The 24839-nt window shown below is 68.7% G+C and carries 23 protein-coding genes and 1 pseudogene; 16 read left to right on the top strand and 8 right to left on the bottom strand.

The window, feature by feature from the left end; genetic code table 11:
* Positions 1 to 94: 94 nt before the first annotated feature.
* A complete protein-coding gene (locus tag ACQP09_RS26305; protein WP_388290014.1) occupies positions 95 to 841 on the bottom strand; it encodes a DNA-methyltransferase in 747 nt (248 codons plus the stop codon).
* A gap of 579 nt (positions 842 to 1420) precedes the next feature.
* On the opposite strand from ACQP09_RS26305, the gene ACQP09_RS26300 reads away from it, so the two are divergent.
* The 10 genes from ACQP09_RS26300 (at position 1421) to ACQP09_RS26255 (ending at position 11802) form a co-directional block, all read left to right on the top strand.
* Complete coding sequence (locus ACQP09_RS26300; RefSeq protein ID WP_433403855.1) at positions 1421 to 2548, top strand: C40 family peptidase; 1128 nt, start codon at positions 1421 to 1423, stop codon at positions 2546 to 2548.
* Positions 2549 to 2638: 90 nt separating this feature from the next.
* A complete protein-coding gene (locus ACQP09_RS26295; RefSeq protein ID WP_030578070.1) occupies positions 2639 to 2947 on the top strand; it encodes a DUF6112 family protein in 309 nt (102 codons plus the stop codon).
* Positions 2947 to 3633, top strand: a complete 687-nt coding sequence (locus ACQP09_RS26290) for a hypothetical protein (RefSeq protein WP_433403852.1) — start codon at positions 2947 to 2949, stop codon at positions 3631 to 3633. The genes ACQP09_RS26295 and ACQP09_RS26290 overlap by 1 nt, the downstream gene beginning before the upstream one ends.
* Before the next feature lie 27 nt (positions 3634 to 3660).
* Positions 3661 to 5043: an SCO6881 family protein gene (locus ACQP09_RS26285; protein ID WP_433403850.1), complete on the top strand. Its 1383-nt coding sequence runs from the start codon at positions 3661 to 3663 to the stop codon at positions 5041 to 5043.
* Between the two features lie 144 nt (positions 5044 to 5187).
* Positions 5188 to 6660: an SCO6880 family protein gene (locus tag ACQP09_RS26280; RefSeq protein WP_433403847.1), complete on the top strand. Its 1473-nt coding sequence runs from the start codon at positions 5188 to 5190 to the stop codon at positions 6658 to 6660.
* Positions 6661 to 6697: 37 nt separating this feature from the next.
* Positions 6698 to 7150, top strand: a complete 453-nt coding sequence (locus ACQP09_RS26275; protein ID WP_433403845.1) for a DUF6238 family protein — start codon at positions 6698 to 6700, stop codon at positions 7148 to 7150.
* A 25-nt stretch (positions 7151 to 7175) separates the two neighbouring features.
* Positions 7176 to 8681: an ATP-binding protein gene (locus ACQP09_RS26270; RefSeq protein WP_433403844.1), complete on the top strand. Its 1506-nt coding sequence runs from the start codon at positions 7176 to 7178 to the stop codon at positions 8679 to 8681.
* A gap of 341 nt (positions 8682 to 9022) precedes the next feature.
* Positions 9023 to 9655 (top strand): hypothetical protein, encoded by a 633-nt coding sequence (locus ACQP09_RS26265; RefSeq protein ID WP_433403842.1) that lies wholly within the window; start codon positions 9023 to 9025, stop codon positions 9653 to 9655.
* 133 nt (positions 9656 to 9788) lie between these two features.
* Positions 9789 to 10940 carry a hypothetical protein gene (locus ACQP09_RS26260; protein ID WP_433403840.1) on the top strand — a complete coding sequence of 384 codons (1152 nt, stop codon included), beginning with the start codon at positions 9789 to 9791 and terminating at the stop codon, positions 10938 to 10940.
* Positions 10941 to 11034: 94 nt separating this feature from the next.
* Positions 11035 to 11802: a hypothetical protein gene (locus ACQP09_RS26255; RefSeq protein ID WP_433403837.1), complete on the top strand. Its 768-nt coding sequence runs from the start codon at positions 11035 to 11037 to the stop codon at positions 11800 to 11802.
* 145 nt (positions 11803 to 11947) lie between these two features.
* Here ACQP09_RS26255 and ACQP09_RS26250 read toward each other — a convergent pair whose 3' ends face one another.
* From ACQP09_RS26250 to ACQP09_RS26235, 4 genes are all read right to left on the bottom strand, one after another.
* Complete coding sequence (locus ACQP09_RS26250; RefSeq protein ID WP_433403835.1) at positions 11948 to 12412, bottom strand: calmodulin-binding protein; 465 nt, start codon at positions 12410 to 12412, stop codon at positions 11948 to 11950.
* A gap of 153 nt (positions 12413 to 12565) precedes the next feature.
* Complete coding sequence (locus tag ACQP09_RS26245; RefSeq protein ID WP_433403833.1) at positions 12566 to 12904, bottom strand: hypothetical protein; 339 nt, start codon at positions 12902 to 12904, stop codon at positions 12566 to 12568.
* A gap of 581 nt (positions 12905 to 13485) precedes the next feature.
* Positions 13486 to 14256 (bottom strand): transposase, encoded by a 771-nt coding sequence (locus ACQP09_RS26240; RefSeq protein WP_433403831.1) that lies wholly within the window; start codon positions 14254 to 14256, stop codon positions 13486 to 13488.
* 185 nt (positions 14257 to 14441) lie between these two features.
* Positions 14442 to 15356, bottom strand: coding sequence for a DUF11 domain-containing protein (locus tag ACQP09_RS26235; protein WP_433403829.1), 915 nt, complete (start codon positions 15354 to 15356; stop codon positions 14442 to 14444).
* Positions 15357 to 15659: 303 nt separating this feature from the next.
* Between ACQP09_RS26235 and cspE the strand changes: the two genes are divergently transcribed.
* The 3 genes from cspE (at position 15660) to ACQP09_RS26220 (ending at position 18534) form a co-directional block, all read left to right on the top strand.
* Positions 15660 to 15869, top strand: coding sequence for a transcription antiterminator/RNA stability regulator CspE (cspE, locus tag ACQP09_RS26230; RefSeq protein ID WP_433403827.1), 210 nt, complete (start codon positions 15660 to 15662; stop codon positions 15867 to 15869).
* A 315-nt stretch (positions 15870 to 16184) separates the two neighbouring features.
* A complete protein-coding gene (locus ACQP09_RS26225) occupies positions 16185 to 17030 on the top strand; it encodes a hypothetical protein (RefSeq protein ID WP_433403825.1) in 846 nt (281 codons plus the stop codon).
* Positions 17031 to 17325: 295 nt separating this feature from the next.
* Entirely contained in the window at positions 17326 to 18534 is a 1209-nt protein-coding gene (locus ACQP09_RS26220) for an IS110 family transposase (RefSeq protein WP_433406768.1), read from the top strand.
* A 45-nt stretch (positions 18535 to 18579) separates the two neighbouring features.
* Here ACQP09_RS26220 and ACQP09_RS26215 read toward each other — a convergent pair whose 3' ends face one another.
* The 3 genes from ACQP09_RS26215 to ACQP09_RS26205 form a co-directional block, all read right to left on the bottom strand.
* Positions 18580 to 18936, bottom strand: a complete 357-nt coding sequence (locus ACQP09_RS26215) for a thioredoxin family protein (protein WP_433403823.1) — start codon at positions 18934 to 18936, stop codon at positions 18580 to 18582.
* A 153-nt stretch (positions 18937 to 19089) separates the two neighbouring features.
* Complete coding sequence (locus ACQP09_RS26210; RefSeq protein ID WP_433403820.1) at positions 19090 to 19416, bottom strand: thioredoxin family protein; 327 nt, start codon at positions 19414 to 19416, stop codon at positions 19090 to 19092.
* Between the two features lie 1020 nt (positions 19417 to 20436).
* On the bottom strand, positions 20437 to 21516 hold the full coding sequence (locus tag ACQP09_RS26205) for an RICIN domain-containing protein (protein ID WP_433403818.1): 1080 nt from the start codon (positions 21514 to 21516) through the stop codon (positions 20437 to 20439).
* Between the two features lie 724 nt (positions 21517 to 22240).
* Here ACQP09_RS26205 and ACQP09_RS26200 point away from each other — a divergent pair.
* The 3 genes and pseudogenes from ACQP09_RS26200 to ACQP09_RS26190 form a co-directional block, all read left to right on the top strand.
* Positions 22241 to 22543 (top strand): annotated as a pseudogene (locus tag ACQP09_RS26200) (hypothetical protein); the annotation flags it as partial.
* Positions 22544 to 22744: 201 nt separating this feature from the next.
* Positions 22745 to 24019, top strand: coding sequence for a hypothetical protein (locus ACQP09_RS26195; RefSeq protein WP_433403817.1), 1275 nt, complete (start codon positions 22745 to 22747; stop codon positions 24017 to 24019).
* Positions 24016 to 24801, top strand: a complete 786-nt coding sequence (locus tag ACQP09_RS26190) for a hypothetical protein (protein WP_433403814.1) — start codon at positions 24016 to 24018, stop codon at positions 24799 to 24801. The genes ACQP09_RS26195 and ACQP09_RS26190 overlap by 4 nt, the downstream gene beginning before the upstream one ends.
* The last annotated feature ends 38 nt before the right edge of the window (positions 24802 to 24839 follow it).

Genomic DNA, 24839 nt, shown 5'->3' with positions numbered 1-24839 from the left:
AACGAGAAGGGCGGCTGGAGCATCGATTCTCGATGCTCCAGCCGCCCTTCGGCGTCTGCGGCCCGTTGGCCCCGGGCTCTCTTCGCTCTCATGATCATGCCTCCGGTCCGGCCAGGGCGACGTCGTCCTGCGTCAGCTCCGCGCGGAGCCGCTGCTCGGCCACATCGGCGTAGTGGGAGGACAGTTCGACGCCCACGAAGCGGCGGCCTTCGCGCAGGGCCGCGACGCCCGTGGAGCCGCTGCCGGTGAACGGGTCGAGCACCGTTCCGCCTTCGCGGCAGATCTGTACGAGCTGCTGCATGACCTCGACCGGCTTCTGGGTGATGTGCACCCTGCCCTTGCGGGGCTGGGACGCGATGAAGTGGCCGGGCAGGTAGAGGTCCCGGCCCTTGGCGAGACTGCCCTTGACTCCCCAGGTGATGAATTCGGCGGACTGCTTGAACCCGCCCTTGCGGGGCCGGCTGGCGGGCTTGATCCACGGGATCGTTCCGCTCCAGGTCCACCCCGCCATCTGGAGGGCGTCGGACGTCGTCGGTTCCTGGCGCCAGTCCGAGAAAACGATGGCGACCGCGTGCTCGGTCGATGCCCGGTATGCCTCGGTCATCAGCTCGGTCAGCCAGGAGCGGTACGAGCGCTGATCGCGGTTCTCGCCGGGGAAGGTGGCGAGGTCGTGCGCCGAGTTGCTGGTGACGTACTTGGCTCGCGCCGTACGACCGGTGCGCTCGGAGCTGGTTCGGCCGCCGCTGTTGTACGGGGGGTCGGTGATGACGGCGTCGACGCTCTCGTCCGGGAGGGTCTTCATCACGGTGAGGGCGTCGCCTCGGTGCAGCGTGTAGCTCATGTGGAGGGCCTCTTTCAGGGCATGACGGGGCGGTTCCCGCTCCGGACCATGCTCAACGGCGTGCATCTCGGGCGGGGTTGTGCCGGAGGTTAGCCGTGATCTCCGGCCGGGCCTAACGAGGTGTGCCGTGCTGCGGCCCCGGGTCCGGGAGGCGTTTGGTGCGGCCGGATTCCCGGTCTACTGTCTCGCCGTGTCACCGGGACGAAGCCTCGCTTCACCCCTGCTGACCTGTGCTTATCCGTGTTGTCTCGTCCTATCGAGCACCCCGGCGCGGCACGCTTCCCCCCTCGTTCCACGCGCTGTCAGGAGGCCAGGTGTACCACCTGAGATTACGAGCGCGGCCGGCTGCCGCGCTTGACCGGAGACCGGTGTCCGGGAGCTACCAACTCCCCTGACCCGGGCCCGCCCTGAGAGGCGGATGCACATCGGCGCGGTGCCGACGGCTTTGCACGAGAGGTCGGCACCGCGCCTCCTACGAACACGAGGAGCCGCTGCGATGCAGCATGCCCTGATACGCCCACACCCCTCCACGCCCACGTCGTACGACGTGCCCCGCCCCGCTGCTGACCGGCGGTCGCGATGAAGAAGGCCCTCGGAGCCGTCGCCGGTCTCTGCGCCACCGGATCCCTGCTGGCCCTGCCGCTTCTCGGCTACGCCGCCAGCAACGCCTCGGCGGCCACCTGCCCCGTCGGCGGTGAGCAGTCGGTGGACAGTGCGGCCGTCGCCAAGCAGGTGAAGGCGATTCTGGACGGGGGCGAAGACGACTCGGTGTCCGTGCCGGGCCTGGACGCGCCCGCCGAGCAGATCCCCCACGCCAAGACCATCCAGGCCACCGGCGTCGCGATGAACGTCCCTCCCCGGGGGCAGGTCGTTGCCCTGGCCACCGCTCTGCAGGAGAGCGGCCTGCGGAACTTGAACTACGGCGACCGTGACTCGTTGGGGCTTTTCCAGCAGCGTCCGTCCCAGGGCTGGGGCTCGGCGACCGAGGTCCTCGACCCGGTCCACGCGAGCACCAAGTTCTACGAGGGGCTCAAGAGGGTTTCGGGCTGGGAGTCCCTGTCCGTGACCCAGGCCGCCCAGGAAGTGCAGCTGAGCGGTTACCCCGAGGCGTACGCGAAGTGGGAGCCGCTGGCGACTGCTCTGCAGCGCGCGATCGAGCCGCTGCTCACGAAAGGCGACGACGCATCGTCCGCTCCCTCCGCCCTCGGAGGAGTTCCGGCCGCTGCGGGGGGCTGTACGACCGGTGCGGACGGGACCGACTTCGGAACCATCCCGCCCGGATCGGTACCCGACGAGTACCAGATCCCGGCGGACGCTCCGGCCAAGGCCCAAACGGCGATCCGCTGGGCTCTGGGCCAGCTCGACACCCCGTACCAGTGGGGTGGGAGCTGCGCCGACTCGCACGGCAAGGACCCGATGGGCCGGTGCGACTGCTCGTCCCTGATGCAGGGCGCCTACAAGGCCGCCGGGGTCTCGCTCACGCGGACGACCTACACGCAGGTCAAGGAAGGCAAGCCGGTAGCGGTCGGCTCCGTACGGGCGGGGGATCTCCTGTTCACCGAGGGGTCCGCCGCCACGCCGGAGCACGTCGGCATGGCGATTGGCCACGGGCTGATCGTGCACGCGCCGAAGACCGGTGACGTCGTGCGCATCACGACCCTCGCTTCCTGGAAGCCGCAGATCCTCGCGGCCCGCCGCGTCGTCTGACCCGGCCTCTCCCTCCCCTCTTCCTCTCTTCTCGCGTCGCCGCTCTACCTCTCGGGCTTCGGCGTGCACTAAATCGAACTGGAGTTCGCTATGTATCTGGCCGACAAGGTCATCCAGCTCGCCTACGACCCCGGCATCAAGCCGAACGAGGGCGGGCTCCCCGGCCTTTCCGTCCTCAAGCAGGTGATGGGCTCCATCAACCTCTTCGGCCTCGTCGCCATCGTCGGCGCGCTCGCCGTCAGCGCGGGCGTCTGGGCCTGGGGCCATCACAGTGGTGGGCACCAGGCGGAGGCGAACGGGAAGAAGGGGGTGTTGGTCAGCTCTGGAGCGGCCCTCCTTTTGGGGGCGGCGAATGGGATCGTTGCCTTCTTCAGCACGCTGGGAACGCAGGTCCGCTGATGCCTGCCCACTCCTCCAACCCCGGCGGCGCATCTCGCGTGCGCCGCCGGGCGCTGCTCGGCACCGCCGTCCTGGTGGTGCTCGTCGCCCTCGCCGGCCTGCTCGCCTTCCTCACGCGCGACGCCAGGGGCCCCTCCGCGCCCGCACCACACAGCAGTTCGGCGACACCGCGTCCTTCCGGCGCGGCGCCGTCGGCATCGCCGCCTCCGCACGCGAATCACCGGGCTCTGCCTCGACCGCCGAAGACGCACGACCCGATCGCCTACGGGAAGGCGGCGGCAGCGGCGCTGTGGTCGTACGACACCCGGGCCTACTCCCAGCAGGCGCTGCTGTCCGCGCTGCGCGGGTGGATGACCGGAGAGAAGAAGTACGTCGACACCGCCTCGGTCGCCAAGCTCGTCCCGTCGCCCGTGCTCTGGAAACAGATGGCGGACAACGGTCAGCGCGCCAAGGGGGTTGTGAACGAAGGGCACTTCCCCGACTCGTTCACCCGGGCTCTCCAGGACGATCCCGGAGCGATCACGCAGACCTACCTGTACGCCGTGACGGTCTCCGGCAAGCAGTCGATCGCGTGGAAGGGCTCCCCGGCCGGAGGCGCGGAGAGCCGCGTCACCACCCTCGCGGTCCAGTGCCGCCCCTCCTCTCCCTGCACGCTGGCCGGTGTTCTGCCGGCCGTCGCGCCCTGACCCCACCCTCAGAAAGGAGGTATCGCCATGGGAGTCTGCGACTTTCCGCTGATGGACAAGGTCTGCGGCGCGGTCGATTTCGCCAGCAACCCCGCCGGGGCCGTCACCGACGGCATCGGGGCGTGGATCGCGAAGTCCGCGGGTGAACTCGCGGCGAGCGCGGCGGATCTCGCCGCCGACGCCGTGAACTCGACCACCGCGATCGACCTCAACGCTCAGTGGTTCCGGACCAACTACGAGCTATTGCTTCCGATCGGCCTCGCGCTCACCGTCGGCTTCTTCTGCATCGCCTTGGTGTCCGCCGCCTGGAGGCGGGACGAGCGCGCCCTGGCGCAGGCTGCGGTCGGCACGATGACCGGTGTCCTGTTCAGCTTCTGCGCCGTCGCCTTCACGTCCGTCGCGATCACGGTCGTCGACGTGCTGTCCGACGGCCTGTTCCAAGCCGCGAACACCTCGGTGGACGACGCCATCCGCCGCATCATCAACGTGCAGCAACTCGGAGCGATGTACGGCCTGGGCTGGGGCGTCCCGTCCCTGGTGGCCTTCGGCTGTGCCATCGGCGCATTCATGTACTGGTGCGTGATGGTCGCGCGGAAGGTCGGCGTGCTGATCCTCGTCTCCCTGGCGGTCTTCGCCGGGGCGGGCGGCGGCTGGGAGGTGGCGAAGCGCTGGCGTCGCGGCTGGATCGAGGCCACCGCAACGCTCGTCGTCTCCAAGCTCCTGATGACCGTGGTCTTCCTCATCGGCGTCTCGGCGATGGGCAAGGCTGACTCCCAGGACGGCATGGCCGCGCTCTCCGACGCACTGGCCGGACTCGTTGTCATGATCTTGGTGTTGCTCTGCCCCTACGCGACGTACAAGTTCATTCACTGGGCCAGCGACGGCGGCGGCAACGACGATCTGCACCGCACCGGCGTCGCCGGAGTGGCGGTTGCCGCAGGCGCCGCGAAGACGGCCGGCACCCTCGCGATGCAAGCCGGCACCGGCGCCCCCGCCCCGCAGGGGCCCAGCGAGGTTCCCGGCGCGGGGAGCGACGGTGTCACCTCCGGCATCAACCCCACCGGCGGGAATCTGAGCAAGGAGGGCATCGACTCCGGACCGCCGAAGGCCCGGACGAACTTCCGGTACGGCGAAGACCCGGACGCCACCGGTGACAAGGGACGAGCCCTCATCCAGCGGCCCGGCATCCCACCGCTGATCAACCGGCCCGGCGGCACCGAAGCCGCCGAAGGCGAGGACGGCTCCGCAGCCCAGCCCGCTGCGGTGTCAATTCCGGGCGGGAGCATGCCACGCGTCGGCTCGGCGTCCCCGGGCGGCCCCGGGTCTCCGCCCCCGACCGGCGCCGGTCCATCGCCCACCGGGTCCGAGACGAACTGGGTCTTCCCGACCCGTCCACCGTCCGGATCCTGACCCGTCACGAGTACGGGGGCGGGCTGCCACCCAGCAGTCCGCCCCCGCCTCCCCCAATCACCACCGAAGGAGCCCTGCCATGTCCTCCAGAAGAGCGCCGAGCCCTCTGCCCTGCCGCACTCGCACCCACTGTCTGGACCCGCCATGTCTGCCCGCTCCCAGGCCGAAACCGCCACGGCCACCGTCAAGTTCCCGCACCGCAGTCGCCGAGGCGTACTGCTCGGCCTGACCGTCCCCCAGCTCATCGTCGCCGGGCTCACCGGGCTGCTGCTACTCGCCGTGATCATGACCCGTGGGGTCGTCGGCGCGCTCCAGCTCGTCCCGCTGTGGAGCGCCATCGCCCTACTCGTGTTCGTCCGCAAGCGCGGTCGGTCCCTGGCCGACTGGACGCCGATCGTCCTCCGCTACGCGCTGCGCCGGATGCGGGGCCAGCTGATCTGGCTCGCCCGCCCGTCCCGACGTCCCGTACGCGAGGGGCACCTCAATCTGCCGGGCACCTCCGCCAGCCTGCGTGTCGTCACCGCGCCCGACCGGCGGTACGGCGCCGTGCACGACCCCCACACCGGTTCGCTGACCGCCGTCGTCAAGGTCTCCTCCCGCGCCTACGCGCTCCTGGACCCGGGCACGCAGAACGCGAACGTCGCCGGGTGGGGCCGGGCGCTCGCCGCGCTCGCCCGTACCGGGCACGTTGCCCGCATCCAGGTCGTAGAGCGTACGGTCCCCGACAGCGGGGACGCCCTTCGCCGGTACTGGGAGGAACACGGCCGGCCCGACACCCCGCTCGCGGGCGCGATCTACACGGAGCTGATCCAGAGCGCGGGGCCCGCCGCCGCGCCGCACGAGGCGTACGTCGCCATCAGCCTGGACGCCAAGGCCGCCCAGCGGCTGATCAACCGGGCTGGCGGCGGCCTCACCGGCAGCTTCAGCGTCCTGGCCCAGCTGACGTCGACCTTCGAACAGGCCGCGCGGACCGCCGGACTCAACCCCACCGGCTGGCTCACAGCCCGCGAAATAGCAGCCGTCGTGCGCACGGCGTACGACCCCAAGGCCCTGCCCGCGCTGGACCGCTGGTCCGCCTCCGGCCGGCCAGAGGCCGAACCCGCTGCCGCAGGCCCCGTCGTGGTCGTGGAGAAGGGCGACCACATCGTCTCCGACTCCGCGTTCCACTCCACCTACTGGGTGGAGAACTGGCCACGCACCACCGTCGGAGCCGGGTTCCTGCACCAGCTCCTGTTCACGGCAGGCGTTCGCCGCACTCTCTCGCTCGCCTACGAGCCGGTGAGCGTGGACGCCGCCCTGCGCGATATCCAGCGCAAGAAGGCGAGCGTGGTCGCGGACGCCGCCGAGCGCGCGCGGCGTGGCCAGGTGGAATCCGAGGCGGACGCGATCGAGTACCAGGACATCCAGGCGCGTGAGCGTCAGCTCATCGCCGGTCATGCGGATGTGGCCCTGACGGGTCTGCTGACCGTCTCCGCCGACTCCGAAGAGGAGCTGCGTACCGACTGCGCGGTGGTGGAAACCGCGGCCGTCGGTGCCGGACTCGACCTGCGTCCGCTCACCTGGCAGCAGGCCAGCGCCTTCACCGCTGCTGCGATGCCGCTCGCGCTCGCGGCCTGACGCCCGCACCTTCACCGCGTCCGGAAAGAGCACCCTCATGTCCCGCACCACTTCCCCGTCCGCGCAGGACTTCGTACCCTTCGCGACCGCCGCGCTCGACTTCCACCGAGCGCTCAACCTCCCCGCCGGCCCGCTCGTCGCGTCCCGGGACGAGCTGGACGCCCTGCACGCCCACCTCGTCTCCCTGCACGGGCTGCTCGACGCGCACACCTCACGCACCGGTCCCCTCGTACCGGTCGAAGGCGACCACCTCCACGGTGCGCGCACCCGCATCTGGCAGGCCGCCGACCACATCCACCGCGCCTACCACGCTTCCCCCCGGCCCGGCTCCGACGACTTTCCCACCCCGGAAGCATGCCGCCCCGGACTGCCCGAAGGCGCTCCGGAACTCACCATCTGCCAGCGCCACCAGCGAACCGCCCGCCTCGTACGACGCCACTCCACACCCGCCGACCTGCGCGCGCCGTTCACCGGCCTGATCCGCCACTGACCACTCACCCCCCGGAGAAACGTTCATGCCCAGGACCCGCGCCAGCGCCTCCCACCTGTTCGTCCCCCGCAAGGCATCCCGCGCCCAACAGCGCGCAGCCCGGGCCGGGTTCGCCGCCGCCCGCCGCCAGGCACAACTGGCCGGGGCACCGCCCAAGCACCGCAAGGAGGCCGCCCTCGACCCGGAGCTGCGACCGGTCTACCCGGCGTCCGGACGCCCCGGACCTGCCTCGGCGCGCGGCAGCAAGCTGCGGCTACCCACTCACCGGATGACGACCGCCACGGTCAGCGGCGCTTACCCGTTCTTGGCCGAGGGCGGTCTCGGCTCGTCCGGGATCTTCATCGGCAGGGACGTGCACGCGGAGGCCGCCTTCTGCTACGACCCTTTCGCCCTGTACACCAGCGGGCGGATCGAGGGCTTCACCAACCCCAACGCGGTGTTGGCGGGAATCATCGGCATGGGGAAGTCGGCGCTAGCGAAGTCAATCGCGACGCGGGCCGTCGCCCACGGGTACAAGATCTATGTGCCCAGCGATCCGAAGGGTGAATGGTCGAACGTGGCGCAGGCTCTCGGCGGCCACACCATCGCCCTGGGTCCGGGGCTCCCCGGACGTCTTAATCCTCTGGATGCCCCGGCGCGACCCGCGTCGGTGACCGAAGAGGACTGGTCCGCCGAAGTACGCAAACGGCGCCTCGCGCTGCTGGCCAGCCTTGCCCGCACCGTACTGAACCGCGATCTGCTGCCGATGGAGCACACGGCCCTCGACCTCGGCCTGGACCTGGTCGTCGCCGAAGCCAAGGTTCGCGGCACGGTGCCGCTCCTCGGCGACATCGCCGACGTCATGGGCTCGCCGGACCGCCTCGACCGCGGCTTCGGCAGCCCCGCCGGCGGGATGGGCCACGCAGCTCAGGACCTTGCCCACGCCCTGCGCCGGCTCGTGCACGGAGACCTCAGCGGGATGTTCGACGCCCCTTCCGCCGTCGCCTTCGACCCGACGACGCCGATGCTCTCGATCGACCTCTCCCGGCTCGGTAACTCAGGCGACGACACCGGCCTGGTGCTGGCGATGACCTGCGCCAGCGCATGGATGGAGTCCGCTCTCGCAGACCCCCACGCCGGACGACGCTGGGTGATCTACGACGAAGGATGGCGCGTCCTGAAGCACATCGCGCTGCTGGAACGGATGCAGAGCCAGTGGAAGCTCAGCCGAGGGCTCGGCATCGCGAACTTGCTGGTCATCCACCGGCTTTCCGACCTGCTCAGCGCGGGCGACGCCGGATCACGTGGCCGGGTACTGGCCGAGGGGCTCCTCGCGGACTGCAGCACACGCATCATCTACCGGCAGGAGAGCGACCAACTCGCCGCTGCGGCAGCGCTATTGGGGCTCACCGGAGTAGAAACCCAGGCCGTCTCCTCCCTCACCAAGGGCAGGGGCCTCTGGAAGGTCGCCGGTCAGAGCTTCGTCACCCAACACCTCCTCCACCCTTCCGAACGCGAACTCTTCGACACTGACGCACGCATGTCGGGATAGCTCAACCACTGCTAGCCGCAGTCGAGTTGCTTACCTCCACGGATCGCCTGCTTCCCGAGACGGGCTACACCCCTGCGGTGATTCTCAGTGTCGGCGAACCGCCGGACGACTGGAGTGGCCGCCCCATCCCAGCTCACCACCGGGCCGCCGGGTTGCCGAAGCCCGCGTTCGGACGCGGTTCCGCCGGCCCGCAGAGGAACACATCTGCACCCTCCCGCCGCCAACCCCCTTCGCTGCCGTACTCGCGGTAGCGCCGCCACAGGAACCAAGGACTTAACGTGCCCACTTCGCCCAGCTCTCCCTCACCCAACGAAGACCGGCCACCGGCAAGCACCGACCACATGGCGTGGCGGCAACACGTCCCGGCACTGGCCTCCGCTTCTGCCGGCATCAAGCAGGCAGAAGACGCCTGGGACGCCGTCTCGGACTACTTCTGCGACCACGACGGTTGGCCGGTGGACGAGAAGGGCTACGCGGACGGCAAGGTCGTACGCGACGCCCAGGCGTGGAAACACGTCGAGGTCTTCCTCGCTCACGGTCCCGAGGTATTGGCCGGGGTCCGCGCTACCGCTACCGGTGCCGACTACCTCGGGGGGCCGATCAGCGAGGACCTCCGGCGCCTGAGCAGCATCGACGCCGCCCTGAAACGAGCCGGACAGATCCAGCGCGAGTGGGACGACGTCATGACGATCATGGACGGCTCCCTCCCCGGCACCCGGGCGCTCTACGAGGGCCGGGCCCAGGAAATCCGGAACGCCGAGGGCTGGCACGACGCGCACGAGCTGTCGCTCCACGGTCCGGCGCTGGTGCGGGCCGCTGAATACGTGACCGCTCGGCCGAAACCCGAGCAGCCCTCGCAGACCGAGCGGGCGCGGGCGGCTCTCAAGCGATCGGCCTCCGGCACCAGCACAGCTCCACCAACCCCGCCCCCTGTGCCTCCGGCGTCGCCGACGCCTCCCCATCGGTCCCGCTGACGCCACTACCACCGCATTCCGGCTCGGCCAAACCTGCCGATCTCCGGATCCTCATAACACCGGTACCCATACACGTGCCCCTCACGTTGACCCGTGTCGTCGACTCTGGGGCGCTCGGCCACGGAGACCATCGATGCCCCCCGATCAGCCCCTGGTTACCCTCCAACAGGAGGGCGCGCGTGTCACCGCGCGTACAAGCGGGCCCGCTGCCTCACGGGCGCCGGACAGCGATCCGGAGCAGGAACGCGGGTACGGGCACCTCACCTCCCCCCTTCGGCAACGCGGCCTGGTCTGCACCGTCGAGTACGGCCTCAGCGACTACTTCGTCCATGCCTCGCTTCCAGACGGCAGCGACGTGATCATCTCGCCGCCGCAGGAACCGTCCAGCGAGCACCCACCCGGGTATCCCGAGAGCTGGCTCGTCACCCGCCACCGCAGCGATGAGCCAGCAGCCTACGAAGTGATCTACGACTCGGAGCCGGACGGCCCGCACGCCCGGCACCGCGGCGACGTCGCAAGGTTGCTGGCCGCCGTCGACACCCGTCTGGATCAGCTCGGCGTACCTCCACGACCGGAGCCGAAACGGTTCGCTCACGACGCCGCCGCCGACGCGGTTCTCCACCGCGCGGGCTTCGTCCCGGCCGTCGAGTTCGGCGGTGAGCACTACCACCGGCTGCCCTCGGCCATGACCGACCCTGAGGAGCAGCGGCTGGTGGTGACCCGGGCCTTCGACATGCTGCAGGCCGACGGATTCGATGTCTCGTGCGACCCTGACCTGCTGGAACACGACATGCCTCCCCCCTGGATCCCGGAGACGAGCCTCGGCGACCGCCTCGGGTTTCTGGCCAAACACATCCAGGCGTCGACGCATACGCGCGACATGGTCGCCAACCTGAGCGAAGTGACCGCCCCGGGCGACGGCGTTCTTCAGCGGGTCGTGGAGATCCTCGACACGACGGCCGAGTGGTGGGAAGGGTTCGGCGAACCGGCCGATCACCGCTACGCGCAGCGTCTGCGCACCATCGCTGAGAGCCTCGACTCCTACGCGATCGAGCTGCGCGCGATACGCGGCGATCTGGCCGACCGCCATGCCGTGCGCCCCGGGAAGGACCGGGTCCGCGAGAACCAGGTCGCTGCGTCGACGCCTGCGCCACCACGGGTACGTGCTGCTCTCGCGCCCTCGCCGACGGCTGCGCAGCGCCGTGCTTCCTCGGCGCTCCCTGCCACGGCGGCGGCCGTCCGTCCCGTACCTCCGGCCCGCCCCTCGTCCGCCCCCGGTCGCTGATCGCCTCCCCTCTCGGAGTCCTCCGTGCCTCGTACCACCAGAACCATCCCGGACCTGGCCCCTGCCCTGCACGCCCACACCGGATGGATCAGCCATGCCCACCCATTACCAATCACTTCCCGATGCCGCCTTCGGTCACCACCCTGACCACGGCATCGTCGCCGCGAACCCGAAGCAACTCGTCTCCACCGCGTGGATGTTGGCTCGGTTCGACTTCCACCCCGTACCGGACCAGCCGACGCTGTACGCACTGGCTGATCAGCAGCGTGACGGACCGGGGCGTACCTCCCGGGCAGTCGCGCTGCTGCGCGAGGCCGGCTACCAGGTCGACGTGGACGCCGCGTACGACCCCTCGCTGGCCTCCCGTGCGAATTCCACCCGTGACCGGGCCCCGCGCGCAGATCCCGAGGTGGCGTTCGCCGAGCATCCGCAGCTCGGCATCGTTGCAGCCACCAGCGACCACTCCTCGGCGCTCGGCGGCCAGCTCATCCTGGAGGAGCACGGCTGGCGGCTGGACCCGAATCTGGACATCTACACGCTGCCCGTCACCGCCGACCGCACCGAGTCCGTGCAGAAGGTCGCCAGCGCCACGGTGGCGATGCAGCGGTCCGGTCTCCAGGTCGCTGTTCATCCCCGCCTCGCCCACGACGCGGCGCCGCGCCGCGCTCCCGCGCCCACGAGCGCCGAGCGCCTCCTCCCCGGTCAGGGCGCCACGCCCAACAAATCTCGCAACGCCGCCGCGCTCGCAGCGAGCCCAGCGCGCTCGGGCCTCCGGGACAAGGCACCGACTCCCGCCGCCGCTGCCTCCGGAGCTTCGGGTCGCCCCGTCGACCCGCGCATCGCGTTCTCCCGAAATCGCTAACTCACCTTCCGTAAGGAGCAGTTCTCATGGCTGTTATTGGTGAACCCGGATATCAGAACGTGCGGAATGCGCGCCCGGCCCGAGCGCTGCTGGGCCTGGGCTGGCCAGCGTGAGGGGCATGCGGCCGACCAGCCCGGGGGCTCACCTACGAAGCCGGGACCTCCCGGACGAGCCGGGAGGTCCAGTCGCACCAGACCAGGCCGGGCAGGAAGGCACCGCCAGCCTCGTCGAGGTGGTCCTCGGCGTACGGGATCGTCGAGTCGCAGACCTCGATGGCCTCGTTGAAGAATTGGGTGGTCTCCGGTTTGGCGTGGTAGCTCCAGCCCGGGTTGTAGGGGGCCGGCCTCTTCACGATCCGCGCGAGCACGTGTGGCCGGTCGGTGGTCTCGCCGGCGACGAGTTCGCGGGCGTGATCGATGTCCTCGCTCTTCGTCAGCTTGATGACGAACTGCTCCTGGGTGATGTCGGTCATCACGAAGTACGCAGGGCCGTCGGCGGCCGCGGCGCGGACCGGCTGGGCGGGGGTGTTGGCCTGGGAGGGCTGGGCGCCGGCGAAGGCCATCATGCCGACGGCGGCGAGGGTCGCCAGCTTGGTGAACACGGGTCGCATGAGAGATCTCTCCTTGATCAACGGTCGTCGCGCACATCACGAATGGCCACTGACAGCATTAAAGGGGTAACGGTGAGTGATATTTGTGAGGTGGCGCCCGCGTCGGGGGTGACGTATGAGGGCTTGTCTTAGACAGCGGTGCGGACGTGGCGGTCAGCGGTGGCTGAGGGCGGCGGCGTACGCAGCGCTGAGGGGCCCCGCTTCCTGGCGCCAGTGGTCGGCGGTGCTCTGGTTGAAGCCGAGGAGTCGGCTGACGACCATGGCGGAAAGTTCGGCGACCAGGTCGAGCAGGGCGGCCTGGCGTCCGGCGCGCGGGCGAATTCCAATCGCCTTCAGCCGGTGGTTGAGGTGGCGGGCGGCCGGGGGACCCGCCGTGAAACAGCCATGCCGACGTCTCGGCGGGGCTCGCCGCGCGCCAGCGGACGAGGGCGCGGACCAGGTCGTCCAGCGGGCCGGCAGGTCCGCGAGAACGCGGCCCAGCCGCAGGGGCACCCGGGCTGCCCTGGGCGGACATCCCGCTGGACCACCGCACCCGCGACCGTACCCACCACCGTGATCAGATCCGTCGCCTCAAGGTCGCCCGCCTTCCGGCGTCTCGACTATCCCGGCGCCTGCCAGGCCGTCCAGATCGCCCGCTGGCGACGGGAGTTGAGCACGGGGAAACTGACGATCGAGCGGGTCTACATGATCACGAGCCTGGACGTCTTCGACGCCCCCTGGCCGAGCTCGCCTCCTGGATCAGAGGTCACCGGGGCATCGAGAACCTTCTGCCACGTCTGTGACCGGACCTTCCGGGAGGACGACTCCAAGGTTCGCACCGGACACCTGCCCCGCATCATGGCCGGCCTACGCACCCTCGCCATCAGCATCTTCTCGGCGGAACGGCGACACCGGCATCGCCACCGTCCTTCGTCACACTGGCCGCAACCACCGGCGGCCTCTGACAGCTCTCGGCCTCACGTGATCAACCCGTGCAGGTCGCGATTGCACAATGGCCCTGGGCTACAGACCTAAGGGTTGTCCCGTAAATGATCTTGAGGGCGTGTATTGGTTGTTCTTGCGGGATAGCGGGGTCATTGTCTGGTGGCGAGGTTGTGCAGGTGGGCGATGCCGAGCATGGCGTAGTGGACTCCGTTGCCTTTGAGGCGGCAGTCTCGGAGGATTTTCCAGCTCTTCATGCGGGCGAAGGTGTGCTCGACTCGGGCCCGTATTCGTTTGTGAGCACGGTTGTGCTCGGCTTTCCAGCCTGAAAGTTCGCTCTGTCCCGGCAGGCGGCGGTGCGGGATGACCAGGCCTGTGCCGCGGTAGCCGCCGTCAGCGATCGTCATTGTGTTGCCCACGGCGTCCTTGGCACCGGATTCCGCCCAGGCCCGGCAGTCGTTGCGGTTGCCCGGCAGCGGTCGGCCGACGGCCACTACCAGGCGTGTGTCGGCATCGATGACGACCTGGTGGTTGGTGGAGTATCGGTAATTCTTGGACTGTTCGGCGACGCCGTGGTCCCGGGTGGGCACCAGAGTTCCGTCCACGATCAGCACAGCATCCTTGCGGAAGTGCAGTCGCGGCTGGAGCGCAAGCAGCGGGCCCAGATGGTTAATGATCCGACCGGCAGCCGATTTCGAGATCCCGAAAAGCGGGGCGAGCTGGCGCATGGTCAGATTCGTGCGCCAGTAGGCGGTCACCAGCAGCACGCGGTCTTCCAGGGGGAGACTCCATGGGCGCCCTCGCCGCGTACCGTCTGCCCCTTGACGGCGCGCGAAGGTCACCAGCTTGCCGAAACAATGTGGGCTGAGCCCGGTGAACAGCGCTGTCCAGCTCCGCTCTGACGCCGTGATCACTCCAGCCACGCCACGATCACCCCAGACACTCAGCCACAGGCCCCGCCCAGCAGTCCCACCGGGCGGCGGGAGGGAAGCCGAGAACTCCCGGGCGAATGGTGGGTGGGCCGGCGATGGTCTTTGTTGTTCTGCTCGCCCAGGTGCCGGTGGGGCGGGACGACTCGGTCACGCCCCACCGGCGCCGGTGGGTGGGGTCAGCAGTTGATGATCAGGCTAGTGACGGCGGTGCAGGTGGCGGTGGCGGTGTCGTTGGCGGGGTTGGGGTCGGTGGGTGTGCTGGTGGTGCGGGTGGCGGTGGCGGGCAGGGACCCGAGGGAGGTCAGGTTCATTTTCGCGGTGAAGGTGTGGGTGGCGGTGCTGCCGTTGGCCAGGTCGTTGAGGGTGCAGGTCACGGACTTGGCGCCGGGAGTGAAAGCGCAGTTGGCCGGCAGACCGGACACGCTCGCGGTCTGGGCGGGCAGCTTGGTGGTGACGGTGCCGCTCGTGACCGTGGCGGGGCCGTTGTTGGTCACGGTCTGGGTGTAGGTGACCTGCGGGGACAACGGGGCCGGGTCCGCGTTCAGCCCGACCTCAAGGTCGGCGTCAGCGCCCAGGACGGTGAAGGTCGGGCTCTCCGGGCTGAAGTCGACGGGTTCAAAGTCGAACTCGCCGGAGGCCGTGAGGGTGTAGGCGCCGGGAGCGGCGTCCTTGGCGACGGTCGTGGTCAGGGAGACCTTCGCCGAGGAGTGCGGGTCGATCGGAGGCTTGCTGACGTAGCCGTGGTCCAGCTCGAGCGAGCCGCCACCGTCGGGTGGAGCGATTCGGCACTGGTCGGGCTGGGGGCCCGACTCGATGACGCAGTTGCCGTCGACCACCGGGGAGAAGACCGGGGCGGACGGCTGAAGCGACAACAGAGCGCCCTTCTCGGTGTCGGTGTCGTTGGTGACCGTCACGGTGAACGTGACGGTGTCACCGGGCCGGGCCGCGGTGGTGGACATCTCGATCGTGGTCTGCTCGCTGCGGGTGAGCACGGTGTCGGCGTGCGCGGCCTGCGGCAACCCGAGCAGGGCTGTCGCGGCCATGGCCAGCGCCGAGACTGCCGACCGCACCACGTGATGCTTCCTTGCCATCGAACCTCCTGGGTAGCTGTTGGATCACAGCTCCCCCCATTCCCCACCAGTAATCACTTTCCGTAGAAACTCCAACACACACAGGAACAACATCCGGTTGGAAGTCGCGTGGCGAGACGCGGACCGGCGGGCAGACGCCGCCAGCCTCGCTGCCATGCAGCGTAAGAGCACCTGCCGCTGCGCTCCGGCCATCCAGGCGTCACTTCCAGTCAAGATCATCCCTGCCGGGTGTCCCGCCGTAGTTCCTGGGCAGCTGCACGGGCCACAGACAGCACCACATGGTGCATGAAGGGATGGACGGTCATGGCCAGGCAGACAGGCAGCGTCAAGTGGTTCAGCGAGGAGAAAGGCTACGGGTTCATCACGCCCGACGACGGCAGCAAGGACCTCTTCGTCCACTTCGCCGCGATCAAGAGGGACGGCTTCATCACTCTGGCCGAGGGAGAGCGCGTCGAGTTCGACGTCCAGAACGGCCAGAAGGGCCCCGCCGCAGACAACGTCGTGCCCATCTGAGCCCACCGCACATTCCCCGCCCCTGCCGACGCCGCCGAGGCGGGTCCGCTTCCCGCGGGTGCCGGTGTAGTCCGTCGGCACCCGTGACACCTGAAACGAGTGGGGCACAGACCGACCGGCCTGTACCCCACTCGTTTCAGGTGTTCTTGCCGCCCGTCCGCGTCCCTGCGGCGCCGGCCGGCCACGGCCCTCTTCGCGCGCCACCGACTCCAGGTCGCCCGCACCGGACCTCGCACGGCCTCGCGGACCTTGGCCCTCGACGAACGGGTGCCACCGGCACAGCCCTCAAGCCCACGGCTTCCAGGAGAGTGATCCATGACCACCCCACCTCCCTCCGCACGATCCACCGGCGGCAAATCCCGGTTCGAGGACATCTACGACCAGCCCGACCCGCGCCCCTACTTCACCCGCCTGAAACCGCTCCAATACGAGATACCCCACCACGCCCAGGACGTCTTCCGCCGCACCGCCGCCGCCCGCACCGCCCTGCCGGACAACGGCACCGGGCCGCCCTGGGTCCTGGACGCCTGCTGCTCGTACGGCATCAACGCGGCCCTCCTCAATCACGACCTCACCCTCGCCGACCTCTACGACCACTACACCGGCCCGCAGGCCCAGCGGCTCACCACCGACGAACTGATCCTGTGGGACAAGGAGTTCTACGCCGCCCACCGCCGCCCGGACGCCTTCCCCGTCCTCGGCCTCGACATCGCCACCCGCGCCGTCCGCTACGCCCAGAGCGTCGGCCTACTCGACGCAGCCCTCACCGACAACCTCGAACACCACCCGCCCGGACCCGACTTCCCTCAGTCGATGGAGAACGTCGGCTTGATCACCCTGACCGGCGGCGGCAGTTACATAACTCACCGCACCTTCGACGCCCTCCTGCGCGCGGCCCGGCGGCCCGTCTGGGTCAGCGCGTTCTTCCTGCGCACCGTCTCCTACACCCCCCTCACCGCTACCCTCGCCGCCCACGGTCTGCACACCGCCACAGACCCCCACCGCACTTGGCCCCAACGGCGCTTCACCGGCCCCCGAGAACAACAGCACGCCATCGAAGCCGCACGCACGCTGGGCACGGACCCCACCGGCAGGGAACAGGCAGGTTGGTTTCACACCGTCCTGCACGAATCCCGGCCCCCTGGCCACCGCCTCCCGTAGGTGGCTCAGCACCGTACGACGGACCACAGCACGGTCCCTCGGCGGCCGAGAACGAGTCTCCCCCCCCCCATTACCTTTTTGGTGGCCCCGCAACGGGGCTTCCGGCCTCCGGGCCTGGCATGACTTCCCCCCTTGTTAACCATGATCCGGGGGGTGGTGTCACCGGGCTCGGAGGCACTGACTGACCGCTGATTAGGGGCATGACCACCGACTCTTCGCAGGTCGGCAGGCTCTTCGTAATGTGGATGTGGCGATCGGTGCCGTGGACGAGGCCGGGCAGAAGCACGACCGGAGGATGCACGTGATCGAGACCGGCGACATCGACGTCTATCTCGGCCTGGACGTCGGCAAGGGCGAACACCACGCCACCGCCGTCACCCCGGCCGGGAAGAAGGCGTTCGACAAACGCCTGCCCAACACCGAGCCCAAGCTCCGCGAGCTGTTCGCGAAACTCCAGGCCAAGCACGGAACGGTGCTGGTCGTGGTCGACCAGCCGGCCTCGATCGGAGCTCTGCCGCTGGCGGTTGCGAGGGACATGGGCTGCCCGGTCGCCTACCTGCCCGGCCTGACGATGCGGCGGATCGCCGACCTCTATCCCGGCGAGGCCAAGACCGACGCGAGGGACGCGTTCATCATCGCCGACGCCGCCCGCGCGATGCCTCACACGCTGCGTTCGGTCGACCTCGAAGACGAGACGATCGCCGAGCTGGAGATGATCGTCGGCTTCGACGACGACCTGACCGGTGAGGCCACCCGGGTCGCGAACCGGCTCCACGGCCTGCTGACCCAGATCCACCCGTCCCTGGAGCGGGTGCTGGGCCCGCGGTTGCAACACCCGGCTGTCCTGGCCCTGCTGGAGCGGTTCGGGTCACCGGCTCAGATCCGCAAGGCAGGCCGCCGTCGGCCGATCACGCTGCTGCGGCCGAAGGCGCCGCGGATGGCCGAGCGCCTGGTCGAGGACATATTCACCGCGCTGGACGAGCAGACCGTGGTGGTTCCCGGCACCGAAGCGGCCGCCCTGATCGTCCCGAGTCTGGCCGGCTCGCTCGCCGCCGTCCTTGACCAGCGCAAGCTCCTGGCCGGGCGGATCGAAGAGCTGCTGGAGGCCCACCCTCTTTCCCAGGTCCTGACCTCGATGCCGGGAGTCGGGATCAGGACCGGAGCCAGGATCCTCGTCGAGGTCGGCGACGGCAGCAGCTTCCCCTCCGCCGCCCACCTCGCCGCCTACGCAGGACTCGCCCCGGCAACCCGCAATTCGGGCTCCTCGATCCGAGGCGAACAGCCATCCCGAAGAGGGAACAAACAACTCAAACGGGCCTTCTTCCTCTCCGCGTTCGCAGCTCTGGGAGACCCGGCGTCCCGGGCCTACTACGACAAGAAGATCGCCCAGGGCAAACACCACACCCAGGCCCTCCTCTGCCTCGCAAGACGACGAGTCGACGTCCTCTTCGCCATGCTCCGCGACGGCACCTTCTACGAGCCCCAACCCGCCCGATCAGCTTGACCAAACTCATAGGGGCACCCCCCCGAGATCATCACGGGACAACCCTTAGGAGCCAAACAGTTTCTGCACATTGTCGCGAAGTTTCACTTCGCTGGCACCCGAAAACTTTTCCTTCACTACGCGCTCCTGCAAGAAGACGAATGTCGGCATGGCCTCGATTTTGTATTCTGCGGCGAGATCTTCATGGTCATCGACATCGACTTTCAGGAATGTGACGTTCCCGTACTCCTTCGACATTTCCGTGAGCACGGGGGTGATTACCTTGCAGGGGCCACACCAGACTGCAGTGAAATACGCGACGACCTGCGGATTTTCCCCAAGCAGCTTATTGAACTGCTCCTTGCCGGTGATCGTGATCATAACTGTCTCCTTCCAGCGGCGGAAGCCGCAACACTTTTGCACTTCGTGGCCGCGAACGCTTTTCCACGGCCAGCAGGGTGAGGGTCAGTCGACGATGCGCTGACACAGGGAGAAGCAGCAAGCCTCTCGCCGAGGACGGCACATTTTCCGCCGACGGCCGGACGAGACCGATTCCAAGCCGAACGCAAGCGGGTCTCAGAGTTCCTTGCCCTGCTGGATGAGCTTCTTCACGTTGTCCGGCATGGCTCCCTGGAAGCCGTCGATCTGGACCCCGTCCTTGTAGAGCATGAAGGTCGGAATGACCGTGATGCCCGCCTCCTCTGTGATGTCCTGGTGGTCGCCGATCTCCACAGTGTGGAAGGCGACTGCGGAGTTCTCCGCATCCTTCGACATGGTCTCGAACGACGGGTTCATCTTCCTCCAGGGCTCGTTCCACACCATCCAGAAGGCGACGAGGGCGGGCTGGGAACCGCTGATGACCTCGTGGAACTGTTCGACGCTCGTGATGGGAGTTGCGGACATGCTCGACCCCCTCGTGGCAACTAGAAGTAAATGATCAGTAGCGCAGCGTGATGGTACGCACTGATGTCGACCTACCACCGCCCGATGCGGGCAAGGCGGGGGCCCTCGGCCCCTACTGCTGGGGCCAGAGAGCGGAACTACCGCGCACCCGCCCCGAGGCGAAAACGCCGGTCCGAGCGCCCGCGCTCTCTCGCCGCGAGCGAGGGCGGCCGTAAGGATCGTGAGGCAATCCACCCGGGCACAGGGCCACCCACTACTCGCTGCCCTCACACGGCGCTGACCAGGGTTGTAATCCCGCACGGGCCTGCCCCCACATCGCCCCGTCGCGTCTACGAGCGCCAGGGCGAGTATCGCCCAGGCCCGCTGACCCGACGGCTAGAGGCGCGCGGCGCCGGCCCCTCGGGGAGCCCCGGAAGGGACGACCCTCAGAGGGCCTTGCCGGTTCGATTCCGGGGTCGGACACCGCGACGGACGCCATCAGTGGGGCGCACATGCGCTGTTTCGACTGCACCGATTCGGCCTTGCACCGTGAGCGGGCCACTGGGTGCCACGGGGCGTGGGAGGGCCGCCGAGCTTTCGTTTCCGGCGGGTACAGGGTCGACGACGGGCGAACCGCCGGAACGCTGCTGCGAGACTTTGCCGAGGAGTGCGGGGAAGGAGCTCGGCTTGGTGCGCCTGGTGCTTGGGTGACTCGCCCTCGAACGGCGTGGAGGGCAAGTCGACCAGGTGTCGCCGGCCTCGCCGCCGCAGATGCACGATCTTCCACAGCCCGAAGTCGTTGGGCGGATCACGCGCCCGCACCCCAGGCAGTGCCCGGTGCAGCTTTGTTGATCACCTGCCGATGATTCCGTCGTCTGTCACAGCGCCCGCTGCCCGCCAGCGGAAGCGGCCCCACTCCCCGACCGTCAGATCACCGTCGCCAGTCATCCCGCACCATCGAGGTAGGACGACGCGACTGCCATGGCCCAGCGGGAGCGTTCGCGCCGTTGTTGCGGAACGGGAAGCCGCATCGGCAAGGCGTCAGCCTGTGTAGCCGTCCAGCACCTCGATTGCCGGGTTGAGGGTCTTCCACTCCAGGACCTGCGTGCCGTCCAGACGCTGCAGGCTATAGCGGTCCCCCCGGTACCAGAGACACTCAGCGACCTTTTTACCGTCGCCCTTATACGTCCTCGTGATCTCCTGCTCGGTGGAGTACTGCTCCACCTTGCCGACGTGAGTGGTGACTTGCAGCTCTCGGCTGTAGGTGGTGCTCAGGGAGGCGGAGAAGCCCTCGTAGGCGAACTTCGCCTCCGCTGTCACCGAGATGCCGGTCTTCTCCACTACCTCCTTACCGCTGCTCGTCGTCAGGCCGAACGTGACCTTCTTCGTCTTGGTGACGTCACTGGTGCCGGAGTGCTCGTAGAAGAACACCTTCTGGTAGTAGCCGTAACGCTTGATGATGTAGTACGGGCTGTTGTCGATCTGCCACTGGCGCGTGGCATCCGCGATCGTGAAGAAGGGCACCGCCATCTGGCCGACCAGGACCTCCGGCGTGGCGCTCACTCCGGGATCCTTGAAGCCGGTGAGCCGGATGACGTCGCCGATGTCGTCGGCATCCCCGCCAACCGACTTGAGGTCCGTGACCCGCGGGTCCCCTTCTTCCAAGTCCAGCGCCCAGTACTGTTGCTTCCGCTTGCTCGGGTCGCCGGGGTGGAACTGCTGCAGGACCGTTGACGGTGACGTGCCCCAGTTCTTGGGGGTCAGGTCCAGGCTGCTGTTCTTGTTGAAGATCGTGTAGCAGCCGTCTGCCGCCGGCCGGAGCATCCACGTCTGGCCGGAGGCGACATTGGACGGCTGGATGGGGTACTGCTGGACGCCCCTTGACGGGTCCTTGCTGTTCGCGTGAACGTTGAAGCAGAGGCCGGTCTTCGCGTTGACGATCATGACATCGTCGTTATCCAGGGGCATCACATGCCAGACCTGCCGGATGCGGTTGCCGTCGCTCTGCAGCGGATAGATCTGGAGCTGGGTCTCCCCGGAAGCCCACTCCTTGGGCGTCACAACCAGGCCATCACTTGCCGCGTTGCGGATTCGGTACGTCTTACCAGGCGTGAATGCCACGATATTTCCCTCCTGCCGTGCCCGCGCGAGGCTGTCTGCGGGCGACCGGAAAATCACAGACTGCGCCTGTGACGCCGAGCGCTCCTGTTCCAGCAGTTGATCTGGTGGATTGGCGCGTCAGCCCTGGTCACGCTACCGATCATCACCGAATGCATCCAATCGACTTCGAAGAGTGATGCGTCTTCTCGCCACATGCCCACCGGACGACCCTGCCCGGTCATGGCCTTCTTGTTGGCCGTGTCTGCAAGGCCCGTCCGGCGTCTTGCTGGTATTTACAGGCGGTCAACCAGCGAAGACGCCGACTGCCTCACCGTGCTGGTTCCCGCGGGCTGGTGCCGGTGCGGCAAGCGCACCCGGCGCCACCGCTGTTCCGTGATGACGGACCGATCGAGCTGTCACTTCCGAACGAGCTCAACCCCTCGCGACAGCGATACTCCCAGCACGACGGGGCTTCTCCGGGGTGGGGCTCAAGGGGCCGCCGCCAGCACAACGGCGAGGGTTGCTGGTCGAAGTGCTATGTCTCAAAGTCGCCGCTCAAGTGCTCGTTGAGCGGCCATCCCCCGGCCGAAAGCAATCTGCATGATCTTCAGCCGGATCCGGTTCTGGGCCATGTGGTGCCGGGCGGAGGGCGCGCCGCGCGGCCCGGACGCGGCTCTCGGCCCGAGCCCTCATCCGCTGGCAGAGCTCAAGCTCGGCCTACCCCCAGCCTGCGAGGCCAGCGCCCGAAGAGCAGGCCGAGTCGGAAGCCTGGTCGGAGCAGTACCGGATGCCTCCGCTGGAGGGGACCGAGCGGGCCGTCGCCTGGGGCGTGCGCTGTCGTCACCAAGTCCTCGCCGCTGCCTACACCGCCCTGGTACTCGAAGGGGAAACCGATGAGAGGGAGTGGGAGGCGATCGAGGAGGCCGCGCGCTTCGTCACTCGCGCCGGTTGGTGGATCGACCAGCGCTCCTCCGAGCCCGGAGACCTCGCCGAGCTGCTCCAGGCCGCCACCGAGGCCGACCGGCCGACGGAGAACCCTCACTTCTGACGGCCCCGCCACCGCTCCTCGCCACGTACCAGCGGCAGCCGGGCGCACTCGAACGTGTGGCCTCACGTGGCCCCGATGCCTCGGGATAGGCGGCGTCTACCAGCGAACTCCGGCCGGTCCAAATCTCGGATTCTGCGGATCCTCTTCGTCTGACGGCCCGAACGCCCGGCTCGTGTCCACTACTCCTTCGAGGTAGACGCCGTGATCGCTCACCTGCAGCGTGCCAGCAACACCGTGGGGCTGCTCTCGTACCTGTACGGTCCCGGCGAACGTGGCGACCACGTCAGCCCTCGGCTGATCGCGGGCGAAGGTCACGGAGACCCGATCGAACTGCTGGCCGAGCCCGGCTCGCTGCCCTACTTGGCACACGCCCTCGACGCACCCGTCGAACGGCTCGGTACTCGTGTACCCGCGCAGCCCACGTGGGTCTGCTCGGTTCGCTCCGATCCTCGGCAGCCGGACCTCACCGACTCGCAGTGGGCCGCTGTCGCCCGGCGACTGGTGGACGTCACCGGGATCGCTCCGGAAGGTGATCCGGATGCCTGTCGGTGGATCGCCGTACGTAACCGGCCACGGCAGGTGCACGTCGTGGCCACCATCGCTCGCGAGGACGGAAGCCTCCACAACGGCTATCGCGACGCCTTCCGTCTGCAATCCGAATGCCATCTTCTCGGCGCCGAGCTGGGCCACCTGCCCATCGCTCCGCAATCGACGCCCCGCACCCAGGAGCCCCGCATGCCTTCTCCCTCCATCACCATCACCGCCGAGCCCAGCGGCAGCGTCTCGGCCAAGGGCGCCAGCGACGACCTGTCCGCCACGCTCCTCAAGCACGCCGGCTTCCAGCAGATCGACGACTGGTACGGCCGACGTCACCGCCTCCCCACCACTACCCCGACCGATGACCGGGCGGCCATCGCCACCCACGCTGCCGAGATGCTCCGCGCCGCTCGCTACGGTGTCCACCTCGACCCCGCCCTGGACACCACCAAGGCGTTCACCTCGGCGAATCCGCTCGGGCCCTACGCCGCCGGAGCGGAACTCCTCCGGCTCACCGAACAGATCAGGTCTGCCGAGACCGGCGCCGACCTGAAGCAGGCTCTCGACCACCTCCTTGATCCCGAGCACGGCGCGCTGGAGCGCATCCGGGAGGCGCTGGAGGCGGCAGGCGAGCAGATCACCGATCTCGACGATGAGGCGTTCCAGCTCGCCGACCGGTTCGGCTTCGCCGAGGACTTCGTCCACTCGGCCATGTCGGAACTCGTTGATTCGGATGACGAGTTGCTCGGTGTCGGCCGTGCGCAACAGCCCTCGGACCAGGCGCAGACGCGCTCTCGATGGCTCCCCCAATTCCGAGGCGCCGCCGTCGCTGCTTCGCCTGCAGCGGCCAAGGCTCAGGTCTCCGCGTCTCCCGACTCTCGATCGACGCAGCCCAGCGCGGCCGGCCTCCCACCCCGCGCGCCAGGCTCCGGACTGTGACACAGGTCGTCCTGGCCGCCGCCAGCCGCCGCCCCGTCGCGCGCCCGCAGTCGACTCGGCCGTCCACGACGACTACCCAGGAGGGCAACATGCCCGAGCACTACTCCAGCATCGGCGAGGCCGTCGGCGCTGCCATGCAGCACAACATCCGTCTCGCCCAGCGCAGCGAGGCGCCCGGCTCCGACAGCCCATTGCAGGCCCGGCACCTACCCAGCGCTTCCGCCGATCCGTACTCCGTCCGCGGAATGATCGCTCGCCTTCACGAGGACGCCACGCCCGACGAAGTGGCCGGGATCATCGAGGAGATCAATGGCGCGCTGGTCGGGGCTCTGCCCGAACTGACCGAACTCGTCGCCGCTGCCGCCGACTGGACCTGTGGCCGCCTGGAGTTCCCCACCGACCCCGAGGTCTATTACCCCACCTGGGAGACCTGGAAGGTACTGGCCGCCGCACACGAGATGCTCCGCGACGTCCACGAGGAGTTGGCGGTCGCTGCGGACGGGGTCGCCGCGTGCCCGCCCCAGCGGGCAGACCTCCGGCATCACGAGAACGTCCGCACCCTGCGAAGCCGGGAACTGCTCGACGACGTCTTCGTTGCCGGCTCGGTCTCCCCGGACCTGGTCGCTCGCACCACCGAGGGGAATCTCGATCCCGAGGTCCGGCGGCAGGCAGTCGCCCTCCAGGTCTCGCCCGTCGCGGCCAAGGCCGGCGTCGAGACCAGTGCCCCGGCGCCCGCCACGCCGCCCCCGCCCACGGCACGGCCTGCCAGTCACCAGCGCTGAAACGTTCCCCTCCGGCCGTCAAGGAGCAGACCCGTGAA

Source organism: Streptomyces sp. CA-146814, assembly GCF_050942385.1.
Taxonomy (GTDB): domain Bacteria; phylum Actinomycetota; class Actinomycetes; order Streptomycetales; family Streptomycetaceae; genus Streptomyces.
This window is presented reverse-complemented; position numbering and strand designations above follow the sequence as displayed.